Here is an 18,972-nt window from a genome sequence, read left to right as displayed (position 1 = left end):
AGACGCCGGCACCCCGTGAGATCGACGCAGTAGGCGGGCATCTGGGCCCGCTTTCACCCCCGTGGGGGAATTTTCGTCAGACCCACACGGTTGGATGGAAATCGGCAACCAACCGGGCACCCCGGCGCCCCCGCGTCGGCTGGCAGCACAGGGAGCGGCATGGGTATCGAGTTCGACGACGTCTCCAAGCAGTACCCCGACGGCACCATGGCGGTCGACCATTTCAGCCTGGTGATCCCCACTGGGCGCACGACGGTGCTGGTCGGTTCCTCTGGATCCGGCAAGACCACGCTCCTGCGCATGGTGAACCGGATGGTCACCCCCACGTCGGGCCGCGTCCTGATCGACGAAGAGGACATCGCGGACACCGACGCGGTGAAACTGCGTCGACGGATCGGCTATGTGATGCAGAACTCGGGCCTGCTCCCGCACCGACGCGTGGTGGACAACATCGCCACCGTCCCACGGCTCAACGGGGTCGCCCGTCGCACGGCCCATGCCGACGCCCTCGAGCTGATGGACCTCGTTGGGCTGGACCGCTCGATGGCCCGACGCTGGCCCTCACAGCTGTCCGGCGGTCAGCAACAACGAGTGGGCGTGGCCCGTGCCCTGGCCAGCAATCCGAACATCCTGTTGATGGACGAGCCCTTCGGCGCGGTCGATCCCCTCGTGCGCTCCGAACTCCAGCAGTGGATGCGCCGGATCCAGGACGAGCTGCACAAGACGGTCCTGTTCGTCACCCACGACATCTCCGAGGCCATCGCGCTGGGTGACCAGATCGTCCTGCTGAAGAAGGGTGGCCAGGTGGCGCAGGTGGGCACCCCCGCCGAGCTGGTGGCCAATCCGGCCGACGACTTCGTGGCCTCCTTCCTGGGTCTGGACCGGGGCGAGCTGGATCTGCATCTGGTGGAGGGCCCCCACGGCACACTCGTCGTGGACCAGCTGGGGCGCCCGGCTGGCCGCCTGACAGGCAACCGGCCGGACCAGCAGGGGCCCGACGCATGAGCTGGCTCGCAGAGAACCTGGCCCTCGTGGGCCGGCTGGCATGGGACCACCTCATGATGACCATCCCGGCGGTACTCCTCAGCCTCCTGCTGGCCCTGCCGGTCGCATGGCTGGCCCACCGGTGGCGTCCGGGCCGGGCCCTCCTGGTGGCGCTGAGCGGACTCATCTATGCCATTCCCTCCCTGCCCCTGTTCGTCGTGCTCCCGATGGTGATCGGCACCACCGTCCGGGACCGGTGGAATGTGGTGGCAGCGCTGACCCTCTACGGCTTTGCGCTGATGGTCCGCTCGGCCACCGACGGCCTTGACTCCGTCGGCGAGGGGCCACGCCTCTCCGCCACGGCAATGGGCTACGGCGGTCTGAGACGCTTCTTGACCGTCGAGCTGCCTCTCGCCGGGCCGGCACTGCTGGCGGGCCTGCGGGTTGTGGCGGTCAGCACCGTCAGCCTGGTGACGGTCAGCGCGCTGCTCGGCGTGGCGAGCCTTGGCCAACTCTTCACCGAAGGATTCCAGCGCGGAATCCAGGCGCAGGTGGTGACCGGAATCGTCGCGACGGCACTGCTGGCGTGGCTCCTCGATCTTGCGCTGCAGGGTGCCGGTGGGCTGCTGCTGCCCTGGACCCGTCGCACCCGCGGAACGGTGGGGAGGGCGTCATGAACTTCGTCCGTGAAGCCCTCGCCTGGATCGTCGACCCCGCCAATCTCACGGGCTCCGAGAGCTGGCCGGTCCACATGGCCCAGCACCTGGGTTATTCCCTCCTGGCCGTCCTGATCGCCTCCATCATCGCCATCCCCATCGGCTATCTCGTGGGACACACGGGCCGCGGGCGCAATCTGGCCGTCGGGCTCTCGGGCGGTGCGCGCGCGTTGCCCAGTCTCGGTCTGGTCACACTGTTCGGGCTGTGGCTCGGGGTGGGGCTGACCGCCCCGTTGATCGCCCTGGTGCTGTTGGCCATTCCCTCGGTCCTGGCAGGGGCCTATGCCGGTGTCGAATCCGTCAACCCCGTCACCGTGGACGCTGCTCGGGCGCAGGGCATGACGGAGTGGCAGGTGCTCGGGCAGGTGGAGGCGCCCCTGGGGCTGCCCCTGTTGCTGGGCGGTGTGCGCTCGGCCATGCTCCAGGTGGTCTCGACGGCCACACTGGCCGCCTATGTGGGGGCGGGCGGCCTGGGGCGCGACCTCTTCCTGGGCCTCAAGACGCAGGACTATCCGCAGATGCTGGCGGCCTCGTTGTTGGTCCTCGCTCTGGCCGTCGTCCTCGAGGTGCTCTTCGAACTCGTCGAACGGGTGATGGAGCGCCGCTCCTCCACCCTCAACCCCAGGGAGGTCCAGTGACCAAGAAATTCCTCACCCTGCTGATGACGCTTGCACTGCTCACGGGCTGCGCAAGCAGCGACCCCCTGGGAACCGCCAGTGGCGGCGACGCTGGCCCGGCGTCGAAGAACCTGGTGATCGGCTCCCAGCAGTACTACTCGAACGAGGTCATCGCCGAGCTCTACGCCCAGGCGCTGGAGTCGCGGGGCTGGACCATCGAACGCAGCTACCAGATCGGGCAGCGCGAGATCTACCTGCCCGAGCTCCAGTCCGGCCGGATCGACCTGATGCCGGAATATGCCGGTTCCCTGCTGCAGTACTACGACAAGGCGTCCACCGCCGGCACCACCGAGGAGATCATGACCGGCCTGCGCAGCTCCCTGCCTGCGGGTCTGATGGCGCTGGAGCCCTCACAGGCCACGGACCAGGACTCGTTCACCGTGACCGCGGAGTCTGCGAAGAAGCACGGGCTGCGCACCGTCGCGGACCTCGCCAAGCTGGGGCCGGTCAAGCTGGCCGCCAATTCGGAGATCAGCAAGCGCCCCTACGGTCCGGCCGCGCTCAAGAAGGTCTACGGAGTGGACGTCTCCGTGACGCCGGTGGAGGACTCGGGTGGTCCGCTGACGGTGAAGGCCCTCACCGACGGGAAGGTACAGGTGGCAGACATCTACTCCGCGAGTCCGGCCATCAAGGCGAACAACCTGGTGACGCTGGAGGACCCGGAGTCGCTCGTCCTGCCCCAGAATGTCGTCCCCGTGGCCAGCACCAGGGTCGGGGCCGACGCCGCATCCGTGATTGCCCTCGTGACGGCCAGCCTGACCACCGACGAGTTGATCGAACTCAATAGGCTGAGCGTGGAGGAGCAGAAGAGTTCCACGACCATCGCACAGCAGTGGCTGGCAGCCCACGAGATCGTGGGATGAGGTGCGCCGGCGGACGAACCGCCTGCCCGACGCCCATCTGGGCCTGCAGAACCAGACCGGTCGGGTCCGGATCAGTCGGGTCGAACCAGTCGGGCCGCGCGCATGATCCAGCACTCAGGATCCAGCAAGACGACGACAATCACGAAGGAGAAGCATGAGCGTCCCCCAGACCACTTTCCACGACGGCAAGTCCATCCCCCAGCTCGGTTTCGGGGTCTGGCAGGTGGAGAACGAGCAGGCCACCCCGGCCGTCGCGAAGGCCCTCGAGGTGGGCTACCGCCACATCGACACCGCCGCCATCTACGGCAACGAGGAGGGTGTCGGCAAGGCCATCGCCGAGTCCGGCATCGCCCGCGACGAGCTGTTCATCACCACCAAGCTGTGGAATGACGCGCACAAGGCTGCTGATGCGCGCCAGGCAATCGAGACGAGCCTGGAGAAGCTCGGACTGGACCACGTCGACCTCTACCTGATCCACTGGCCCGCCACCGTCAAGTACGGCGACGCCTACATCGAGGCCTGGAATGCCATGCAGGAGTTCAAGGCCGAGGGCCTGGCCACCAGCATCGGCGTCAGCAACTTCCACGAGATGCACCTGGCCCGGTTGGAGGGTGAGACGCCCGTCATCGACCAGGTGGAGCTGCACCCCACCTTCCAGCAGCAGGAGCTGCGCCGCGTGCTGGATGACCGGGACATCGTCACCGAGGCCTGGAGCCCATTGGGCCAGAACAAGGACCTGGGCCATGAGGTCATCTCCCGGATCGCTGCCGAGCACGGGGTCACCCCTGCCCAGGTCATCATCCGTTGGCACCTGCAGCTGGGCAATGTGGTCATTCCCAAGTCCGTCACCCCGGAGCGCATCGCCAGCAACTTCGATGTCTTCGGATTCGAGCTGACCGGTGACCAGATGGCGGCCATCGCCGGCGTCGACGAGGGCAATCGTCTGGGCGGCAACCCGGAGACCGCTGACTTCTGATCCAGATCGCCACCTCCACGGCTGCGGGGGGGGGCCCCGCGGTGGGTGCCCGGCCCGCAGCCGTCAGGCGAGGGTCCTCACGGAGGAGGGGAGCCGCAGGGTGATCCAGTGCTGCAGTCCTCGGGTCAGGACGTCGAGCACCATGAGCAGCAGCATCATGTCGAGCATCCGGAAGACATTGCGCGTGTTGTACTGCGTCATCTGGGTCATTCCCAGCATGGCCAGTGCCAGCTGGGCTGCCGCAACGAGCAGCATCGCGGGTGTCCGGTTGGTGGCGGCCACCACGACGCACCATCTGGTGAAGAGCGTCCACCCCAGGCACAGGAGCAGCAAGGCGGCGCCACCGAAGTGGGCGAATTCCCCGATCATGGAGTACGGGATGAAGTAGTGCACCCGCATGCTGGGCATCAGGTCATTCCACCCGGCCAGCTGGGCTGGCATCGGATTCATCTGGACCCGCATCGCCTCCGCCGTGATGTTGCGCATCTGCACCGTGTGCTGCAGCAGCGGAACGGTGAAGCCCAGGTTCTCCGTGATGGTGAGCGGGGCACGGGCGAAGATGGCATCCGGCCCGGCAGTCATCAGGGCCTCGGTGTAGGGCAGCAGCCCGTGGCGCTGCTGGTTGCGACACATCAGGGGAATGGGCAGCAGGAGGAAGGCCGACGCCAGAGAACCGATCCAGACGGCGATGCCGTCCCGCTTGCCACCCAGCACCCGTCCCGCGACGTAGAGCACCAAGGAGGCGGCGAACAGTCTGGTTGCCCCAGCAAAGAGGACCACCGCCATCAGGCAGCCCAGCAGCGCCCCCAACCGGGGAGAGCGCACCGACACCACGCCGCTGGCCAGCATCCCGAAGGGCAGGAGCAACCCCGCCAGGGATGACAGCGCCAGCGGACCGATGCTGGCCAGGTAACGGGGCGCGTCGAGCATGTAGTAGCCCTTGGTGGCCACCGACAGCGCCAGGGCGAGGAGCACCCCGAAGGTCCACAGCCCTCCCAGGGAGCCAGCGAGCCGACTGGCACGTCGCAGGAAGTCAGCGATCGGCACGCTGCCCCCGACGGGCAGCAAGAGTCCCACCCCGATCCCGACGAAGGCCCATGCCAGCAGCCGGGCGGCCCCCTGCCTGTCGTACGCAGTCCACACCGGGGTGAAGGGTGAGGGCGTGGAGATGACGGCGTGGTGGGTGTAGTAGTCAGCGCACGCCCAGCCGAGCCCCAGCATCACCGCCAGCCCCAGCCCCGGAAGCCGATCAACTGTCAGGAATCTACGCACGACGCGCGTCCTCCGCCGCCGGGGCCAGCGCGTGCGCCCCGGCCGGGGACCATGCGGCCTGCTCCTTCTCCTCACGCCCGCGCGTGCGCAGACTCGACACGGCACCGGTGGCAGCCAGACCAGCCAGCGCTCCGCCCACTGCGCCCCGTCGCGAAGGATTCGTCGTCTCGCTCCAGCGCACGTCCTTGGCGGTTTGCGCCGAGACGACGGCAATGCTGGGCTCGCCGCCTGTCTGCTTGGGCGTGGTGCGCATGATCTCGCGGGAGAGGGACGCGGCAGCGGCATCCGCCAGCGCTATGGCTTCCTCTTCGGATTCCCCCGACGCATTCAGCACGAGCATGGTAGAGCCGGCCGGAACCTGCACGTCCAGTCGCGACATCACCGTCGGCACATCCTCCTGGAGTGCCAGGGACTCGAGCACCGGGTTGATCACCGAGGCACTGTCCGCCAGCGCCGCCCAGGATTCCATGCGCGACTGGACGAAACCCGACATCTCCGTGAGATTGCGTCCCTTCTCTGGCGTGCCCGGAGACACCAGAAGTTGGGCAGCAGCGTGGTGCGTCGTGGTGACCGGCAGGCCGGTCCACGCCCCCAAACCGAGACCCACCAGTACTGATGCCGGAACGGCAGCCCAGATCCACGGCTTCTTGGTCATCATCAATTCCTCCGAACAGTTCGTTGCAGCCGAGTTCAGCATTCCATCCGGAGGGGTTCAGAGCAGTCAGTGCGTGCCGCCGTGACCACCTGGGTGACGGCTCGGTGAACAAGCTGGGCAGCCGGTCCACTTCTTCATCTTCGCTTCATTCCCGGCTACTACTGTGTCACCATGCGTATCTCCACGATTGGTTGCGGTTACCTTGGTGCCGTGCATGCCGCTTGCATGGCCGAGCTCGGTCATGAGGTCATCGGACTCGACGTCGACGCGGCGAAGGTCGAAAAGCTCTCCCGTGGCGAGAGCCCCTTCCACGAGCCGGGTTTCCCCGAGGTACTGCAACGCGCCGTTGACTCGGGCCGTCTGCGCTTCACCACCGACGCATCCGAGATCGCCGATTGCGAGATCCACTTCATCGGCGTCGGCACCCCGCAGATGCAAGGCCGCTACGCAGCGGACATGAGCTATGTCGACGCCGCCGTCGACTCGATCCTCACGCACGCGAACACCAGCCCCGATCGCCCCGTGCTGATCGCAGGAAAGTCCACGGTTCCCGTGGGGACGGCGCAGGCCATCGCCGAACGCGCCGCCGGTTCCGGCAAGAACATCCTCGTCGCGTGGAATCCCGAATTCCTGCGCGAGGGCTTCGCCGTCCAGGACACCCTCCACCCCGACCGGATCGTCTATGGCCTGCCCGACGACCATGAACAGGGCGAGGTCATCCGCGGCATGCTCGACCAGTGCTACGCCCAGCTGCTCGAAGAGCAGATCCCCCGGTTGCTCACCAACTACCCCACCGCAGAACTGGTGAAGGTGGCCGCCAACTCCTTCCTGGCCACCAAGATCAGCTTCATCAACGCCATGGCGGAACTGTGCGACGCCACCGGTGGCGACGTCACCAAGCTTGCCGAGGCCATCGGTCACGACGACCGGATCGGCAAGAAATTCCTGCGCGCCGGCATCGGCTTCGGCGGCGGCTGCCTGCCCAAGGACATCCGCGCCTTCATGGCTCGCGCCGGTGAGCTCGGCGTCGACCAGGCCCTCACCTTCCTCCGCGAGGTGGACGCCATCAACCTGCGACGCCGGGAGACGGCCGTGGACATGGCGGCCGATCTGTTCGGCGGTCGACTCGTCGGACGCAAGATCGCCGTCCTCGGCGCCGCCTTCAAGCCCAATTCCGACGATCTGCGCGACTCCCCCGCCCTGGACATCGCCACCCGACTCTGGGCCCGCGGCGCCGACGTGGTCATCACCGATCCCGCCGCCGGCGACAATCTCCGCAAGGCCCGCCCCGACCTCCACGTCGTCGACACCGTGGAGCAGGCAGTCAAGAACTGTGACCTGGTGATGGTACTCACCGAGTGGAAGGACTTCACCGAGCTCGACCCGACGGAGCTGCGACCCCGTGTCCGCGAGGCACACGTCATCGACGGCCGCAATGTCCTTGACCCCAAGAAGTGGAGCGACGCCGGATGGGACTACCGCGGCATGGGACGGGGAGTTTCCGCTTGGTGACGAGCAGGACAACTCTTGGATCCTCCTGTGGGAATCCTGAACCGAGAATGAATCGCAACCGGGCCGGGGAGCAGCCTCCCCGGCCCGTTGCATCCTCTGTTGGTTAGGTCTTCTCCTCCTATGTGGGTTGAAATCCCGATAGTTGAGGATCCGCTGGGACGCAATGCACGGCAGGCTCGTTCTGACTACACTCCCCAATGTGTCTCGGGGGAGCACAAGGGCTTGTCCTGAGTGTGTCTCGACAAGATCCGACCAGGGACATCCTGGCCGGGTGGTGAATTTTGTACTCGGGGGAGTCAGAAGACCGACGTACCGAGATCGCGTCTGTTGACTTCCACCCGACTCCAGGGGTGGAGCAATGCTGTTGAAGAACAATGTGAGCCCTAGCCGGCTACGGATCCCGCGACGGATGACCCATCGTTCGCGCGTGGTTGCCCCGTGGCTGCTGGTGGCAACCGACGTCCTGACCGTCCTGCTCGCGACGCTCATCGCGCTCGCCTTCCGCAACACGGTCCCGGGATTCCAGGACCCCACGCAGGTCAACTACAGCGTCTCGACGCTGTGGCCCATCGCCGTGGCCATCTGGATCGCCAGCCTGTGGAGTGCCGGTGCCTACTCTGACAAGAACCTGGGCGCCGGAACCGACGAGTACTCCCGCGTGCTGCACTCGAGCCTGATGGCGGCCGCCTTCATCGGTATCTGCTGCTACCTGACCCGATTCGACCTGTCCCGCGGCTTCTACGTCCTGCTGTTCGCCGTGGGCACCCCGCTGCTCGTGCTCACGCGCTGGATGTGCCGCCGCGTCATCCACATCCTGCGTCGCCGCAACTGGCTGACCCGCCGGGTCGTGCTCGCCGGCAATCCGCAGAACATCGCCGAGATCATGTCGGTGGTGCAGCGTGAGAACTGGCTGGGCTACTACGTCGTTGGAGCGCTGCTGCCCGAGGGCACATCCCGTGGGGACCTGGACATCCCGGTCCTCGGTTCCGTGGATGACGCCCTGGACGTGGTCGACCAGCGCGACATCGACATCGTGCTCTTCGCCGACGGCGCCTTCCCGAGCTCGCGTGGCTTCCGACGGATGGCCTGGGCCCTGGAATCGCACCACTGCCAGATGATCGTGGCGCCGGCCCTGACCGACATCGCCGCGCAGCGCATCCAGGTGCGCCCCGTCGCCGGCATGCCGCTGGTCCTCGTCGAGCCGCCCACCACGCAGCAGGCCGGCCGTTGGATGAAGCGCACCTTCGACTTGGTGATGGCCACCCTGATCCTCATCCTGATCAGCCCCATCATGATCACCACCGCCCTGGCCATCTACTTCAACGACCGTGGCCCGGTGATCTTCAAGCAGGTCCGCGTGGGCAAGAACGGGGAGCACTTCGAGTGCCTCAAGTTCCGGTCCATGGTGACCAATGCCGAGGAGATCCTGAAGTCCCTGCAGAACCAGGGCCCCAATGCGGTGATGTTCAAGATGGAGAATGATCCGCGCATCACCAAGGTGGGTCACTTCATCCGCCGCTACTCGATCGACGAGCTCCCGCAGCTGTGGAATGTGGTTCGCGGCGACATGTCCCTGATCGGCCCACGTCCGGCCCTCCCCAAGGAGGTCGCGATGTATGCCCCGCACGTGAACCGTCGTCTCGAGGTGCGCCCTGGCATGACCGGCCTGTGGCAGGTCTCTGGTCGCTCCAACCTGAGCTGGGATGACACCGTCCGCCTGGACCTCTACTACGTCGACAACTGGTCCATGACCCAGGACCTGACCATCCTCGCGATGACGGTGAAGGCCGTCTTCGCCTCCGACGGCGCCTACTGAGCACCGCCGCAGGCCTCTGACCCGAAGGTCCTCCACGAACCAGCTCCACCCAACTGGACGCGCCGTCACCCTTCGGGGTGGCGGCGTGGTTCGTCTCCGGATGGTTCGTCTCCGGATGGTTCGTCTCCGGATGGTTCGTCTCCGAGCCGGTGCCGATGGCTGCCCGGAGACACGTGGCGGGTCGCCACCCCAGCGCTTCGGAGAACTCGGCGCCACCGGCCAATGCCCTCACCTCCAACGGCCCCTTCCCCCCCACCTCCAACGGCCCCTTCCCTCACCTCTTCATGCCGAAGAAGCCCGGGCACATTCACTCCGCACGCCCAACTTCCCCGGGCACATTCACTCCGCACGCCCAACTTCCCCGGGCACATTCACTCCGCACGCCCAACTTCCCCGGGCACATTCACTCCGCACGCCCGACTTCCCCGGGCACATTCACTCCGCACGCCCAACTTCCCCGGGCACGCGCTGCACCACGTGCCCCAGCACCTTCGACGTGCCGGGTCGGGGACGCGCATCGGCCATCACGACGCCACAGCCAAGCCGCCTGCCAAGGCTCGTCGGATGCGTTCAGCCAGGACGTGAGGGCGGCGCAGATCAGCATCCATCCACCGGACCTGTCGCCACCCCAGATCAGCCAACGAGTTGTCCCGTCTCTTCTCCAGCATCACCACCTCCGCAGCCGTCTGACCAGGCCGGAGCAGTGCACCGTACTTCACGGCCCCGTCGCACTCCCCATAGACCTTCTGGTCCGGCCATGCGAAGTCCAGACGTGCAAGCACGTGGCCCCACTGATCAGCGACGACGTACTGGAGCACAGGCGGCGGCAAGCCCTCCTCATGGATGAGGATTCGGCTCCGGCTCTCCAGCGGACTGCCCGAACGACCGTCGGCGAAGCTCAGGGCATCCCGCGCCATTTTCACCCCCGGCACTCTGCCTGCACGCCCGACGGCCTCCTGGATCAGGGACCGCATGTGTTCGGACTCCTCGCCCGGACGGTCAGGGCTGCGCAGTGCAGCATCGAGAAGGATGACGGCATCTTGGAAATTCATCGTCCGCGCGAGATCCACCACCGTCCGGGCCCTGGACGTCACTCGCATGCCATCCACCACCACGATGTCCCCGGCGTGGAGCTTGCCCACGTGGGTGTGGACCACCCCATTCTTCTGTCCACCACCCTTCGTGCTCCTCCGACGAAGGACATGGACCAGTTCACCGGGGTCCCCGGGAAGCAATAGGCCATGGACAACCGCCGCGGACTGGTGGCTCACGACGACATCACCCAGCCCGCGAATGGTGGCGTCGATGAGCATCCGGTGCCGCTCCACGTCGGTCTGAGGTGTCTCCTTCAGGTAGGCGCCACGTCTGAGCCGCACCAGATCTCCCGCCGCCACCGCAGCCCTGAGATCCCCATGCGTCAACCCCTGCGCCAGCAGGTCCCCCGTTGTCCTCGCCTTCATGCGGGTCAGTCCACGCCAGATGGTCGGACGCCACAAGGGCCATCTGGCTCCGGACAACACGCCGACAACACGATTCGCCGCACCCAGGGGCATCCCCATCGAGCCGTCCCGGCTCCGCACGCCCAACGTCCACGGGCACGCGCTGCACCACGTGCCCCGGCACATTCGACGTGCCCCGGCAAGGGGCTGGCGAACCAGCGAGACCCCACCAGGGCGAGACCCACCAGCGAAACCCCACCAGGGCGCGGCCGGTCAAACAAGCCCCGCCCAACCATCCTCAGATGCCACTCCGCACGCCCAACGTCCACGGGCACGCGCTGCACGACGTGCCCCAGCACATTCGACGTGCCCCGGCAACGGACTGGCCTACACGCGAGGCACCAACAAGGGCGCGGCACACCAACCGGACGCCACAAGGGCCATCTGACCACGGACAACACGCCGACAACACGATTCACCGCACCCAGGGGGCATCCCCCATCGGGCCGTCCCGGCTCCGCACGCCCAACGTCCACGGGCACGCGCTGCACCACGTGCCCCGGCACATTCGACGTGCCCCGGCAACGGACTGGCCTACACGCGAGGCACCAACAAGGGCGCGACCGCTCATACAAGCCCGCCCAACCACCCTCAGATGCCACTCCGCACGCCCAACGTCCACGGGCACGCGCTGCACCACGTGCCCCGGCCCGTCCGACATGCCCCGGCACATTCGACATGCCCCGGCACGTCCGACATGCCCCTGACCGTTCAGCGTGACCGCCAGCTCCCGCATGACCGAGCGCTCCCCATGCTGGGCACCCGAGCAGGTTGGTCAACGCTCCAGGGCGTCGGCAACCCCTGACTCCGGTGCACCCAGCGTCGGCGTGCGTCGCGTCCCAACGTCCCAGAGCATCTTCACATTCGCGGGTAGCTCCCGTAGCGCGAAATTGGTCCACCCCAGCCGCCACAGCACTGGAACCCCGTCAAAGCGCCCCACCCGCTGGACGCTCCAGTCACCAACCCCGACGGCGTCGACGCCGACCAGGCGGCAGGTCGTGACGGCCCGCGGCAGGTGGTAGCCCTGCGAGACCACGACCAACTGCTCGACGCCGAAGACCCGGCGAGCCCGTACGCAGGAGTCATAGGTGTCGAAGCCGGCGTAGTCGATCACGACGTCGGATTCAGGCACCCCCGCCTCCACCAGGTAACGCTTCATGGCGGTTGGCTCGTCGTAGTGGTCGACGCCATTGTCTCCGGAGACCAGCAATACGTCGACAAATCCACTCTTGTAGAGCTGATGTGCCGTGTCCAGACGCCCACGCAGATAGCGCGACGGCCGACCATCCGGATGCACCTGGGCACCCAGCACCAGCGCAACCCGTGGATGATTCGGCTGCTCCCGGAATTCCGCCACATTGAACACGCGATCACGGGAACCGACGGCGGTGACCACCCGCGGCACTCCGAGAAGACCCACCAAGGAGCCCACACCCGCCGCGACCACCAGACGCCAGCCTGGCAGGCGCATCAGACAGGCTCACCATCGGCCGTGATGGTGAAGGCTCTGGTCGCCAGGTCTGCGAGCAGCTGCGCCTCGTGCCCATCCCTGCGCCAGGTGATCTGGAGCTCATGGGCCGCGGTCTCGGCCACCGTGCACTCGGCATCCCAGCCGAAGGCGGCGCACGAATTGCGGAAGCGCAGCAGCTCGAGCTGGCGTTGGACCAGCGATGTGGCGAGCCCCTGACGCACCTGCTCGACGCTCAGGTTGGTGCGATTGATCTCCTTGTGGCCCCCCGCACCAGCTCGCTCCACCGCCGCATGGTCATTGGTGCCGCCGAACAGATCCAGATACCAGACCTGCGGCTTGCCCGGCATGAAGAGCTGGATGGCACGCGCCAGCAGCATCGCTTCGTCGTTCTCCCCCAGCGCCGAGTAGTAGGTGGCATTCACCTGGTAGTACATCTTCTTCTCGCCATGGAGGTCCTTGACGTAACCGCCGCGGCCCTTCACGGTCTCGATCAGCCCGTCGATCTGCTCGTCGGAGAGCAGGCCCTTGAGGTCGAGCAGCGGAATGCCGTCGTGGCATCCGAGCATGTTGACCGTACGGATCTGCTTGGTCAACAGGTCGTCGATCCAGCGCTTGAGGTGGCTGGCGTCCCGATTCTCCAAGGCGTCGATCACGAGGCCTGGCAGGAAGAAGTCGTAGGTCAGGTAGCCCTTGGAGCTGATCAGCTCGTGGATGCCCTCCTCGTAGCGGGAGTGGATCTCGGGCAGCAGCTTGAGGCCGCGGGCAGTGGCCAGTTGGTTCACCTGCTCCAGCAGCTCCCAGGTGCCCGGGTCATTGAGGAAGTTCTTCTCCCCCGGCTCCTTGGGGGCGTAGGCGAAGGCGTCAAGGCGGACGATCTCCGCCCCATATCCCGCCAGCTTGTCCAGCACGTCGGCGTAGAACTCCCAGACCTTCTCGCTCTTGATGTTGAGGTCCATCTGCCCCAGGTAGCGACGCCCGGCCTCCATGTGCTCGGCCACGGCATTCCACTGCGCGACGTCCACACCGAATCCCAGTTCCACGGCCATCTCCGACGGGCTGAGACCCTCGCCGAGGGCCGCCCGGATCGCCTGCTCGAGCCGCACCGCGGCCTGGTACTGGACGCCCGCCACCTGCATGATCGTCTGGGCGTCCGGGGCCGTGTAACGGACTTCCTGGTAGAAGGTGTTCCAGTAGGGCTTCTCGGTGCCGTCGGGCATGCGCACCATCAGGATGGGAAGGCCAGGCTTGCGGAAGAACATGTCCTTGATGAGCTCGGGGTCAGGCTGGATGTAGCCCTCCGGGGTCATCTCGCCATGGCCGGCCCAGAACTGGTTCCAGTCGATGAAGAAGTCGGCGTATTCGCTCCGGGTCCCCTTGGCCAGCAGGTCCTGGAACTGGGGCGAGAGCACGGAGGCGTGGTTGAGGATGAAGTCGAACTTCAACTTCACGTCGGCGGCCCGCAGCGCGTCCAGGTCTCCGGGGCGGGTGTAGACCTCGCTCAGGTTGTAGTCGATCACGGAGAAACCCCGATCGAGGTCCGTGTTGAAGACGCTGGGCAACACATAGGCACTGGTGAAAGCGCCCCGCACTGCAGGGTCGTTGAGGAAGTCCACCTCGTCGCCGAGCGTTCCACCCATGCTGTCCGGGTAGAAGTTGATCATGGCGCCGGGCTCGGGCAGGTCGGCCCCCATCTGACCCAGGTACTCGGCGTGGCTGATCACCTGACCCGCCTTGTTCACGATGATCGCCGCCCGGTGGGCCTGTTCGTGCAGGTGGGTCTGTTCAATCCCCAGCACCATCGTGGTGAAAGGGCTGTCGGTGGCGCCGTCGCGCGCTCGCGAGCGACGATGGGCCAAGGTCTCCTCCGGCGTCGAGTTCAGGAGGATGGCCAGGTCAACACCCGTGAGATTTGCCGAATTTCCATGGGTCCATTCGATGACGAGCACCTGAACAGCGGTCATGTCCACGTCGTCGTACCAGAGCTCGTCGAGCTCGCGGCCCATCCGCTTGAGGCGCAAGCGCTCGGCGCCCTCGTGGAAATCGGCAAGGATCGCACTGACCTCGTCGAAGTCGATTTCCAGGGTGCTGCCGAGGTAGCGCTCCAGGGCCTCCGCGCCGCCCGTCTGATAGGCGCTGAGCCACGGGTGCTCGACGCGCAGCGCGGGATCGGCATCGCGGTCCGATGACTGGAGTCCGGCCAGCGTCGCCTTCACGTCGTCGTCGTACTGACCGCTGGCCACCAGCGCCTTGAGCCCTTCACTACGGAAGGTGCGCAGTCGTTCGACATCATTGTCCCGGGGGATGCGACGCGGGTAGTTGTCACCGCTCATCACATAGGCGCCAAGTCCATTGTGCCGCAGGAAGGCGGCCAGCACCGAGGCCGTCTCGGACTTGCCCACACCAGAGCCTCCGTGCACCGAGATGACCGCGCGACGGTGGGGCGACCCGTCCAGCAGGTCCGACAGGCGGGGCCACAGGTCCTCCATGATCACCTCCGCCTTGGCCACGTGGCCGTCGTCGATCTGCACCTTGTCACCAGGCATGTCGCCGGTCGGGATGGTGCTCGTGTCGCTGATGGTGGGCAGGCTGAAGGCGTCAGTGCTCATGTCATTCCCCGGTGCTCGTCGCACCCTCGTGGTGCGTGTTGCCAGCCTATCCAGCCACGCCAGAGCAACGGGGCGGGCCCCACCCCGGAGCCCACCTCCATGGTTCGCGTGGGATCCACCACCCCGCGTGCGCTCTACCCGTCGCGGATGCACCAAACCCACGCGCCACTGCCCAGCAGCCCCAACCCACGCCACCACCAGAACAGAGCGGTGCCCACGGCCAAGAGACCGTGGGCACCGGGAACGCGTTGGCTCAGCCAGCGGCTGGAGCCGGAATCACTTCTCGCGCTTGTCCAGGTAGTAGTCGATCAGGGCCTGGGTGGAAGCGTCCTGCTGCTTCTTGGCCTCCTCATCGCCCTGGACGGCCGGGGCAATCTTCAGTGCAAGCTGCTTGCCCAGCTCCACACCCCACTGGTCGAAGGAGTCGATGCCCCAGACGATGCCCTGCACGAAGGTGATGTGTTCGTACAGCGCGATCAGCTGACCGACCACCGGCGGGGTCAGGGCCGGGGCCATGATCGACGTGGTGGGCTTGTTGCCGGCGAAGACGCGGGCGGGGACGATGTGCTCGGCCGTGCCCTCGGCGCGCACCTCGTCGGCCGTCTTGCCGAAGGCCAGCGCAGCGGTCTGGGCGAAGAAGTTGCTCAGGAAGAGCTCGTGGACGTCCACGTCGCCGTCCTTCGTCGGGTGCGCCGGGTTGGCGACGGCGATGAAGTCGGCCGGGATGAGCTTGGTGCCCTGATGGATCAGCTGGTAGAAGGCGTGCTGCCCATTGGTGCCGGGCTCGCCCCAGAAGATCTCGCCGGTGCCGGTGGTGACGGGCGTGCCGTCCCACCGGACGCTCTTGCCATTGGACTCCATGGTGAGCTGCTGCAGGTACGCGGCAAAGCGGTGCAGGTACTGCGCGTACGGAAGCACCGCGTGGCTCTCGGCCTTGAAGAAGTTCGTGTACCAGACATTCAGCAGGCCCATCAGCAGCGGGACATTCCGCTCCGCGGGGGTCTCGCGGAAGTGCAGGTCCATGGCGTGCATGCCGGACAGGAAGTCCTGCCAGTTCTCCTTGCCGATGGCGACGATCACCGACGTGCCAACGGCGGAGTCCACCGAGTAGCGGCCGCCCACCCAGTTCCAGAAGCCGAAGGCATTCTGCGGATCGATGCCAAAGGCCTCCACCTTGTCCAGGGCGGTGGAGACGGCGACGAAGTGCTTGGCGATGGCACCCTTGGCCTGCTCCTCGGAGCCGTCGATGGCGCCGGCCTCCTGCAGCTTGGCGAGCAGCCAGTCGCGTGCCATGCGCGCATTGGTGAGGGTCTCCAGCGTTGTGAAGGTCTTCGACGCGACGATGAACAGGGTCTGCTCGGGGTCGAGGTCGGCCACCTTCTCGGCGCAGTCATTGGGGTCGATGTTGCTGATGAAGCGAGCGTCGGGGCCGCTCTTGTAGGGCTTGAGCGCCTCGTAGACCATGACGGGACCCAGGTCCGAGCCACCAATGCCGATGTTGACGACGGTGGTGATCGGCTTGCCGGTCACACCAACCCATTCGCCGGAGCGCACCTTGTCGGCCCAGGTGTAGATCTTGTCGAGCACCTCGTGCACGTCGGCGACGACGTCCTGGCCGTCCACCGTGAGCTCGTCGGCGCGGGGCAGACGAAGGGCGGTGTGCAGGACCGCGCGGTCCTCGGTGACATTGATGTGCTCGCCGGTGAACATGGCCTCGCGCATCTGCGGAAGGTTGACCTCGTCGGCCAGCTTGAGCAGGGCGTCCTTGACCTCGTCGGTGAGGAAGTTCTTGGAGAGGTCGACGTGCAGGTCTGCTGCGTCGAAGGTGAAGCGACTGGCGCGATCGGGATCTGCGGCGAATGCTCCCTTGAGGTCGGGAGTGAACTCGTCATGGAGCTTGGACAGTTCGGCCCAGGCGGCCGTGGACGTGGGATCAACCGGAGTCTGCATGCCCCCAGCCTAGTGACGCCGCAGGGCGATCGGCAGGGCTTGCCATGCTTTCCCGGTCAAGCTTCCAACCTGAACCTGACACCTCACCGGCCGCCTACTGCCCCACGATGACCAGACATGACGAGGTCCCGGCACAAGGCTGTGCCGGGACCTCGATCAGGATGCAGTCGCGAGCTCGCCTCAGCGCACCGCGGCGGCTTCGGCAGCCTCGCGCTTGGCCTTGAGGGTGGCGACGTTCTGGTCGACGACCTTCTTGCTCAGCGGGTACAGGAATTGCAGGGCAAAGGCCACCAGAAGGATCAGGATGCCAGGGACCAGGGTGGAGTACATCCAGATGCCATCCAGGGTCTCCTGGGTCTGGGTGATGTTGGTCCCCTTCGACGACTGGTAGCCGATCCAGCCCAGCGCCCAGCCCGACAGGCCACCGGCCAGTGCCTGACCCATCTTGCGGGCCCAGGAGTAGATGGCGTAGATGGTGCCGTCATTGCGCTCACCGGTGCGGATCTCCTCGGCGTCGATGACGTCGGTGATGAAGGCCCAGACCAGGAAGTTGAAGATGGCGATGCAGAACTGGCTGATGGCGTAGAGCACCACCCAGAGGGTCGGGTTGCCCTGCAGGTGCAGGAACCAGGTGCCGATCAGCACGAGGCCGCCGATGGCCATCGCGGCCACGCCCGTCTCACGCTTGCCGAACTTGCCGCCCAGCCAGGGTGCGATGAAGATCAGCAGGAAGGTGGGCAGCAGCGCTGCCATCTGCGCGATGGACTGCAGCTTGCCGTCATTGAAGTAGTCCAGGATCAGGTAGCCCAGCATGCCGGAGAGCAGGAAGTTTCCGACCAGCAGCAGCAGGGCGGCGACGACGATGCCGATCAGGGCGCGGCTCTTGAACAGCGAACCGAGCAGGCTGCCCAGCCCCATGCGCTCGCCCGATTCCAGCACCGGGGGCTCGACACGCTCGGTGACCAGGAGGTAGCACAGCGCATACATGATCACTGCGAGCACCGAGCAGGTGATGGCGGCCATGGTCATGCGGGAACCACTCAGGGTGGCCTGTCCGTCCACCTTCACGTAGACGATCGCCGGCATCACGACGCTGAGAAGCAGGATGGCCAGGTTGGCGCCGGTGGAGCGCCACACGGAAAGTTCGGCACGCTCCTTGGGATCGGCCGAGATGACAGAGGCCATCGAGCCATAGGGGATGTTGATCATGGTGTAGGTGATGGAGCCCCACAGGAAGTAGGTGATGCACATCCACGCCAGGCGGGCACCGTAGGAGTCCCAGCCGGCGACGAAGCTCTGGTACATCAAGGCAGAGGCCAAGGCCACGGGGACGGCGCCACGGGCAATCCAGGGACGGAACTTGCCGGCCTTGGTGGGCTTCGACGTGTCGACGATGCGGCCCATGCCGACGTCGGTGAAGGCATCGATCAGTCGGGCAGCAAAGAACAACGTTCCGACGTGTGCCGGGTTGATCCCCACGACCTTGGTGTAGAAGAGCATGAAGAAGAGCATCTGCAGGATGAAGGTGAAGTCGTTGCCGAAGTCACCGAACATGTAGCCGATGCGGTCCTTCATGCCGAAGGGGCGCTTGGTCCTCGTCTGGTCAAGCCCCCCTGGCTGGGGAGAGCTGGTCGTACTGGTTGACATGTGCACACCTCACTGTGGGCTCGGGTCCTGGCCGACGCTCGAGCTTTCGCCCGACTGCGCTGATAGCAGCTACAGCATCATGAATTGGAGGTGAACTCCCGTTGTTGCCGCGGATTGCCCGGGAAGTCCAGCGATGACGACCGACCGGCCCGCAGCCCCCCACCCCATCAGTCGCTGGGGCACCAGCGGGCATGATGGGTGCATGCGAACCCCGATGACCCGTTACCTTGCTGGTGACCCCGTAGGGCGGGGTTACGGTCGCCGGGCCCGGCATGACTCAGTGCCCCTGTCGTTTGCATGATCCGGGGGGTGTTGTCACCGGGCCTGG

14 protein-coding genes are annotated in these 18,972 nt (G+C 66.2%); 7 read left to right on the top strand and 7 right to left on the bottom strand.

The features are described 5' to 3' along the window. Positions 1 to 159: 159 nt before the first annotated feature. From ACTQ49_RS06895 to ACTQ49_RS06875, 5 genes are all read left to right on the top strand, one after another. Complete coding sequence (locus ACTQ49_RS06895; RefSeq protein WP_441827109.1) at positions 160 to 1,005, top strand: ABC transporter ATP-binding protein; 846 nt, start codon at positions 160 to 162, stop codon at positions 1,003 to 1,005. Further along, positions 1,002 to 1,661, top strand: a complete 660-nt coding sequence (locus tag ACTQ49_RS06890) for an ABC transporter permease (RefSeq protein WP_441827108.1) — start codon at positions 1,002 to 1,004, stop codon at positions 1,659 to 1,661. Before ACTQ49_RS06895 ends, ACTQ49_RS06890 begins: the two co-directional genes overlap by 4 nt. Further along, positions 1,658 to 2,338: an ABC transporter permease gene (locus tag ACTQ49_RS06885; protein WP_441827107.1), complete on the top strand. Its 681-nt coding sequence runs from the start codon at positions 1,658 to 1,660 to the stop codon at positions 2,336 to 2,338. Before ACTQ49_RS06890 ends, ACTQ49_RS06885 begins: the two co-directional genes overlap by 4 nt. Beyond that, a complete protein-coding gene (locus tag ACTQ49_RS06880; RefSeq protein ID WP_441827106.1) occupies positions 2,335 to 3,240 on the top strand; it encodes an ABC transporter substrate-binding protein in 906 nt (301 codons plus the stop codon). Before ACTQ49_RS06885 ends, ACTQ49_RS06880 begins: the two co-directional genes overlap by 4 nt. 154 nt (positions 3,241 to 3,394) lie before the next feature. Continuing rightward, entirely contained in the window at positions 3,395 to 4,216 is an 822-nt protein-coding gene (locus ACTQ49_RS06875; protein ID WP_441827105.1) for an aldo/keto reductase, read from the top strand. 63 nt (positions 4,217 to 4,279) lie between these two features. Here the strand turns inward: ACTQ49_RS06875 and ACTQ49_RS06870 are convergent, their stop codons facing one another. Next, positions 4,280 to 5,488, bottom strand: a complete 1,209-nt coding sequence (locus ACTQ49_RS06870; RefSeq protein WP_441827104.1) for a hypothetical protein — start codon at positions 5,486 to 5,488, stop codon at positions 4,280 to 4,282. Further along, entirely contained in the window at positions 5,481 to 6,143 is a 663-nt protein-coding gene (locus ACTQ49_RS06865; protein WP_441827103.1) for a hypothetical protein, read from the bottom strand. Before ACTQ49_RS06865 ends, ACTQ49_RS06870 begins: the two co-directional genes overlap by 8 nt. Before the next feature lie 171 nt (positions 6,144 to 6,314). On the opposite strand from ACTQ49_RS06865, the gene ACTQ49_RS06860 reads away from it, so the two are divergent. Together ACTQ49_RS06860 and ACTQ49_RS06855 are read left to right on the top strand one after the other, a co-directional pair. After that, positions 6,315 to 7,655 carry a UDP-glucose dehydrogenase family protein gene (locus tag ACTQ49_RS06860; RefSeq protein WP_441827102.1) on the top strand — a complete coding sequence of 447 codons (1,341 nt, stop codon included), beginning with the start codon at positions 6,315 to 6,317 and terminating at the stop codon, positions 7,653 to 7,655. Positions 7,656 to 8,064: 409 nt separating this feature from the next. After that, a complete protein-coding gene (locus tag ACTQ49_RS06855) occupies positions 8,065 to 9,471 on the top strand; it encodes a sugar transferase (RefSeq protein ID WP_441827101.1) in 1,407 nt (468 codons plus the stop codon). Between the two features lie 524 nt (positions 9,472 to 9,995). On the opposite strand, the gene ACTQ49_RS06850 is transcribed toward ACTQ49_RS06855, so the two are convergent. From ACTQ49_RS06850 to ACTQ49_RS06830, 5 genes are all read right to left on the bottom strand, one after another. Next, positions 9,996 to 10,931: a hypothetical protein gene (locus ACTQ49_RS06850; RefSeq protein WP_441827100.1), complete on the bottom strand. Its 936-nt coding sequence runs from the start codon at positions 10,929 to 10,931 to the stop codon at positions 9,996 to 9,998. A gap of 814 nt (positions 10,932 to 11,745) precedes the next feature. After that, the gene (locus ACTQ49_RS06845; RefSeq protein ID WP_441827201.1) at positions 11,746 to 12,420 is read right to left on the bottom strand and encodes a SanA/YdcF family protein; all 675 of its coding nucleotides are present in this window, start codon (positions 12,418 to 12,420) and stop codon (positions 11,746 to 11,748) included. 20 nt (positions 12,421 to 12,440) lie between these two features. Further along, positions 12,441 to 15,047, bottom strand: a complete 2,607-nt coding sequence (locus tag ACTQ49_RS06840; RefSeq protein WP_441827099.1) for a sucrose phosphorylase — start codon at positions 15,045 to 15,047, stop codon at positions 12,441 to 12,443. 276 nt (positions 15,048 to 15,323) lie between these two features. Then, positions 15,324 to 16,997 (bottom strand): glucose-6-phosphate isomerase, encoded by a 1,674-nt coding sequence (gene pgi, locus ACTQ49_RS06835; RefSeq protein WP_441827098.1) that lies wholly within the window; start codon positions 16,995 to 16,997, stop codon positions 15,324 to 15,326. A 180-nt stretch (positions 16,998 to 17,177) separates the two neighbouring features. Continuing rightward, positions 17,178 to 18,644, bottom strand: coding sequence for an MFS transporter (locus ACTQ49_RS06830; protein ID WP_441827097.1), 1,467 nt, complete (start codon positions 18,642 to 18,644; stop codon positions 17,178 to 17,180). Positions 18,645 to 18,972: the final 328 nt, after the last annotated feature.

The organism is Luteococcus sp. Sow4_B9 (assembly GCF_052116585.1).
Taxonomy (GTDB): domain Bacteria; phylum Actinomycetota; class Actinomycetes; order Propionibacteriales; family Propionibacteriaceae; genus Luteococcus.
This window is presented reverse-complemented; position numbering and strand designations above follow the sequence as displayed.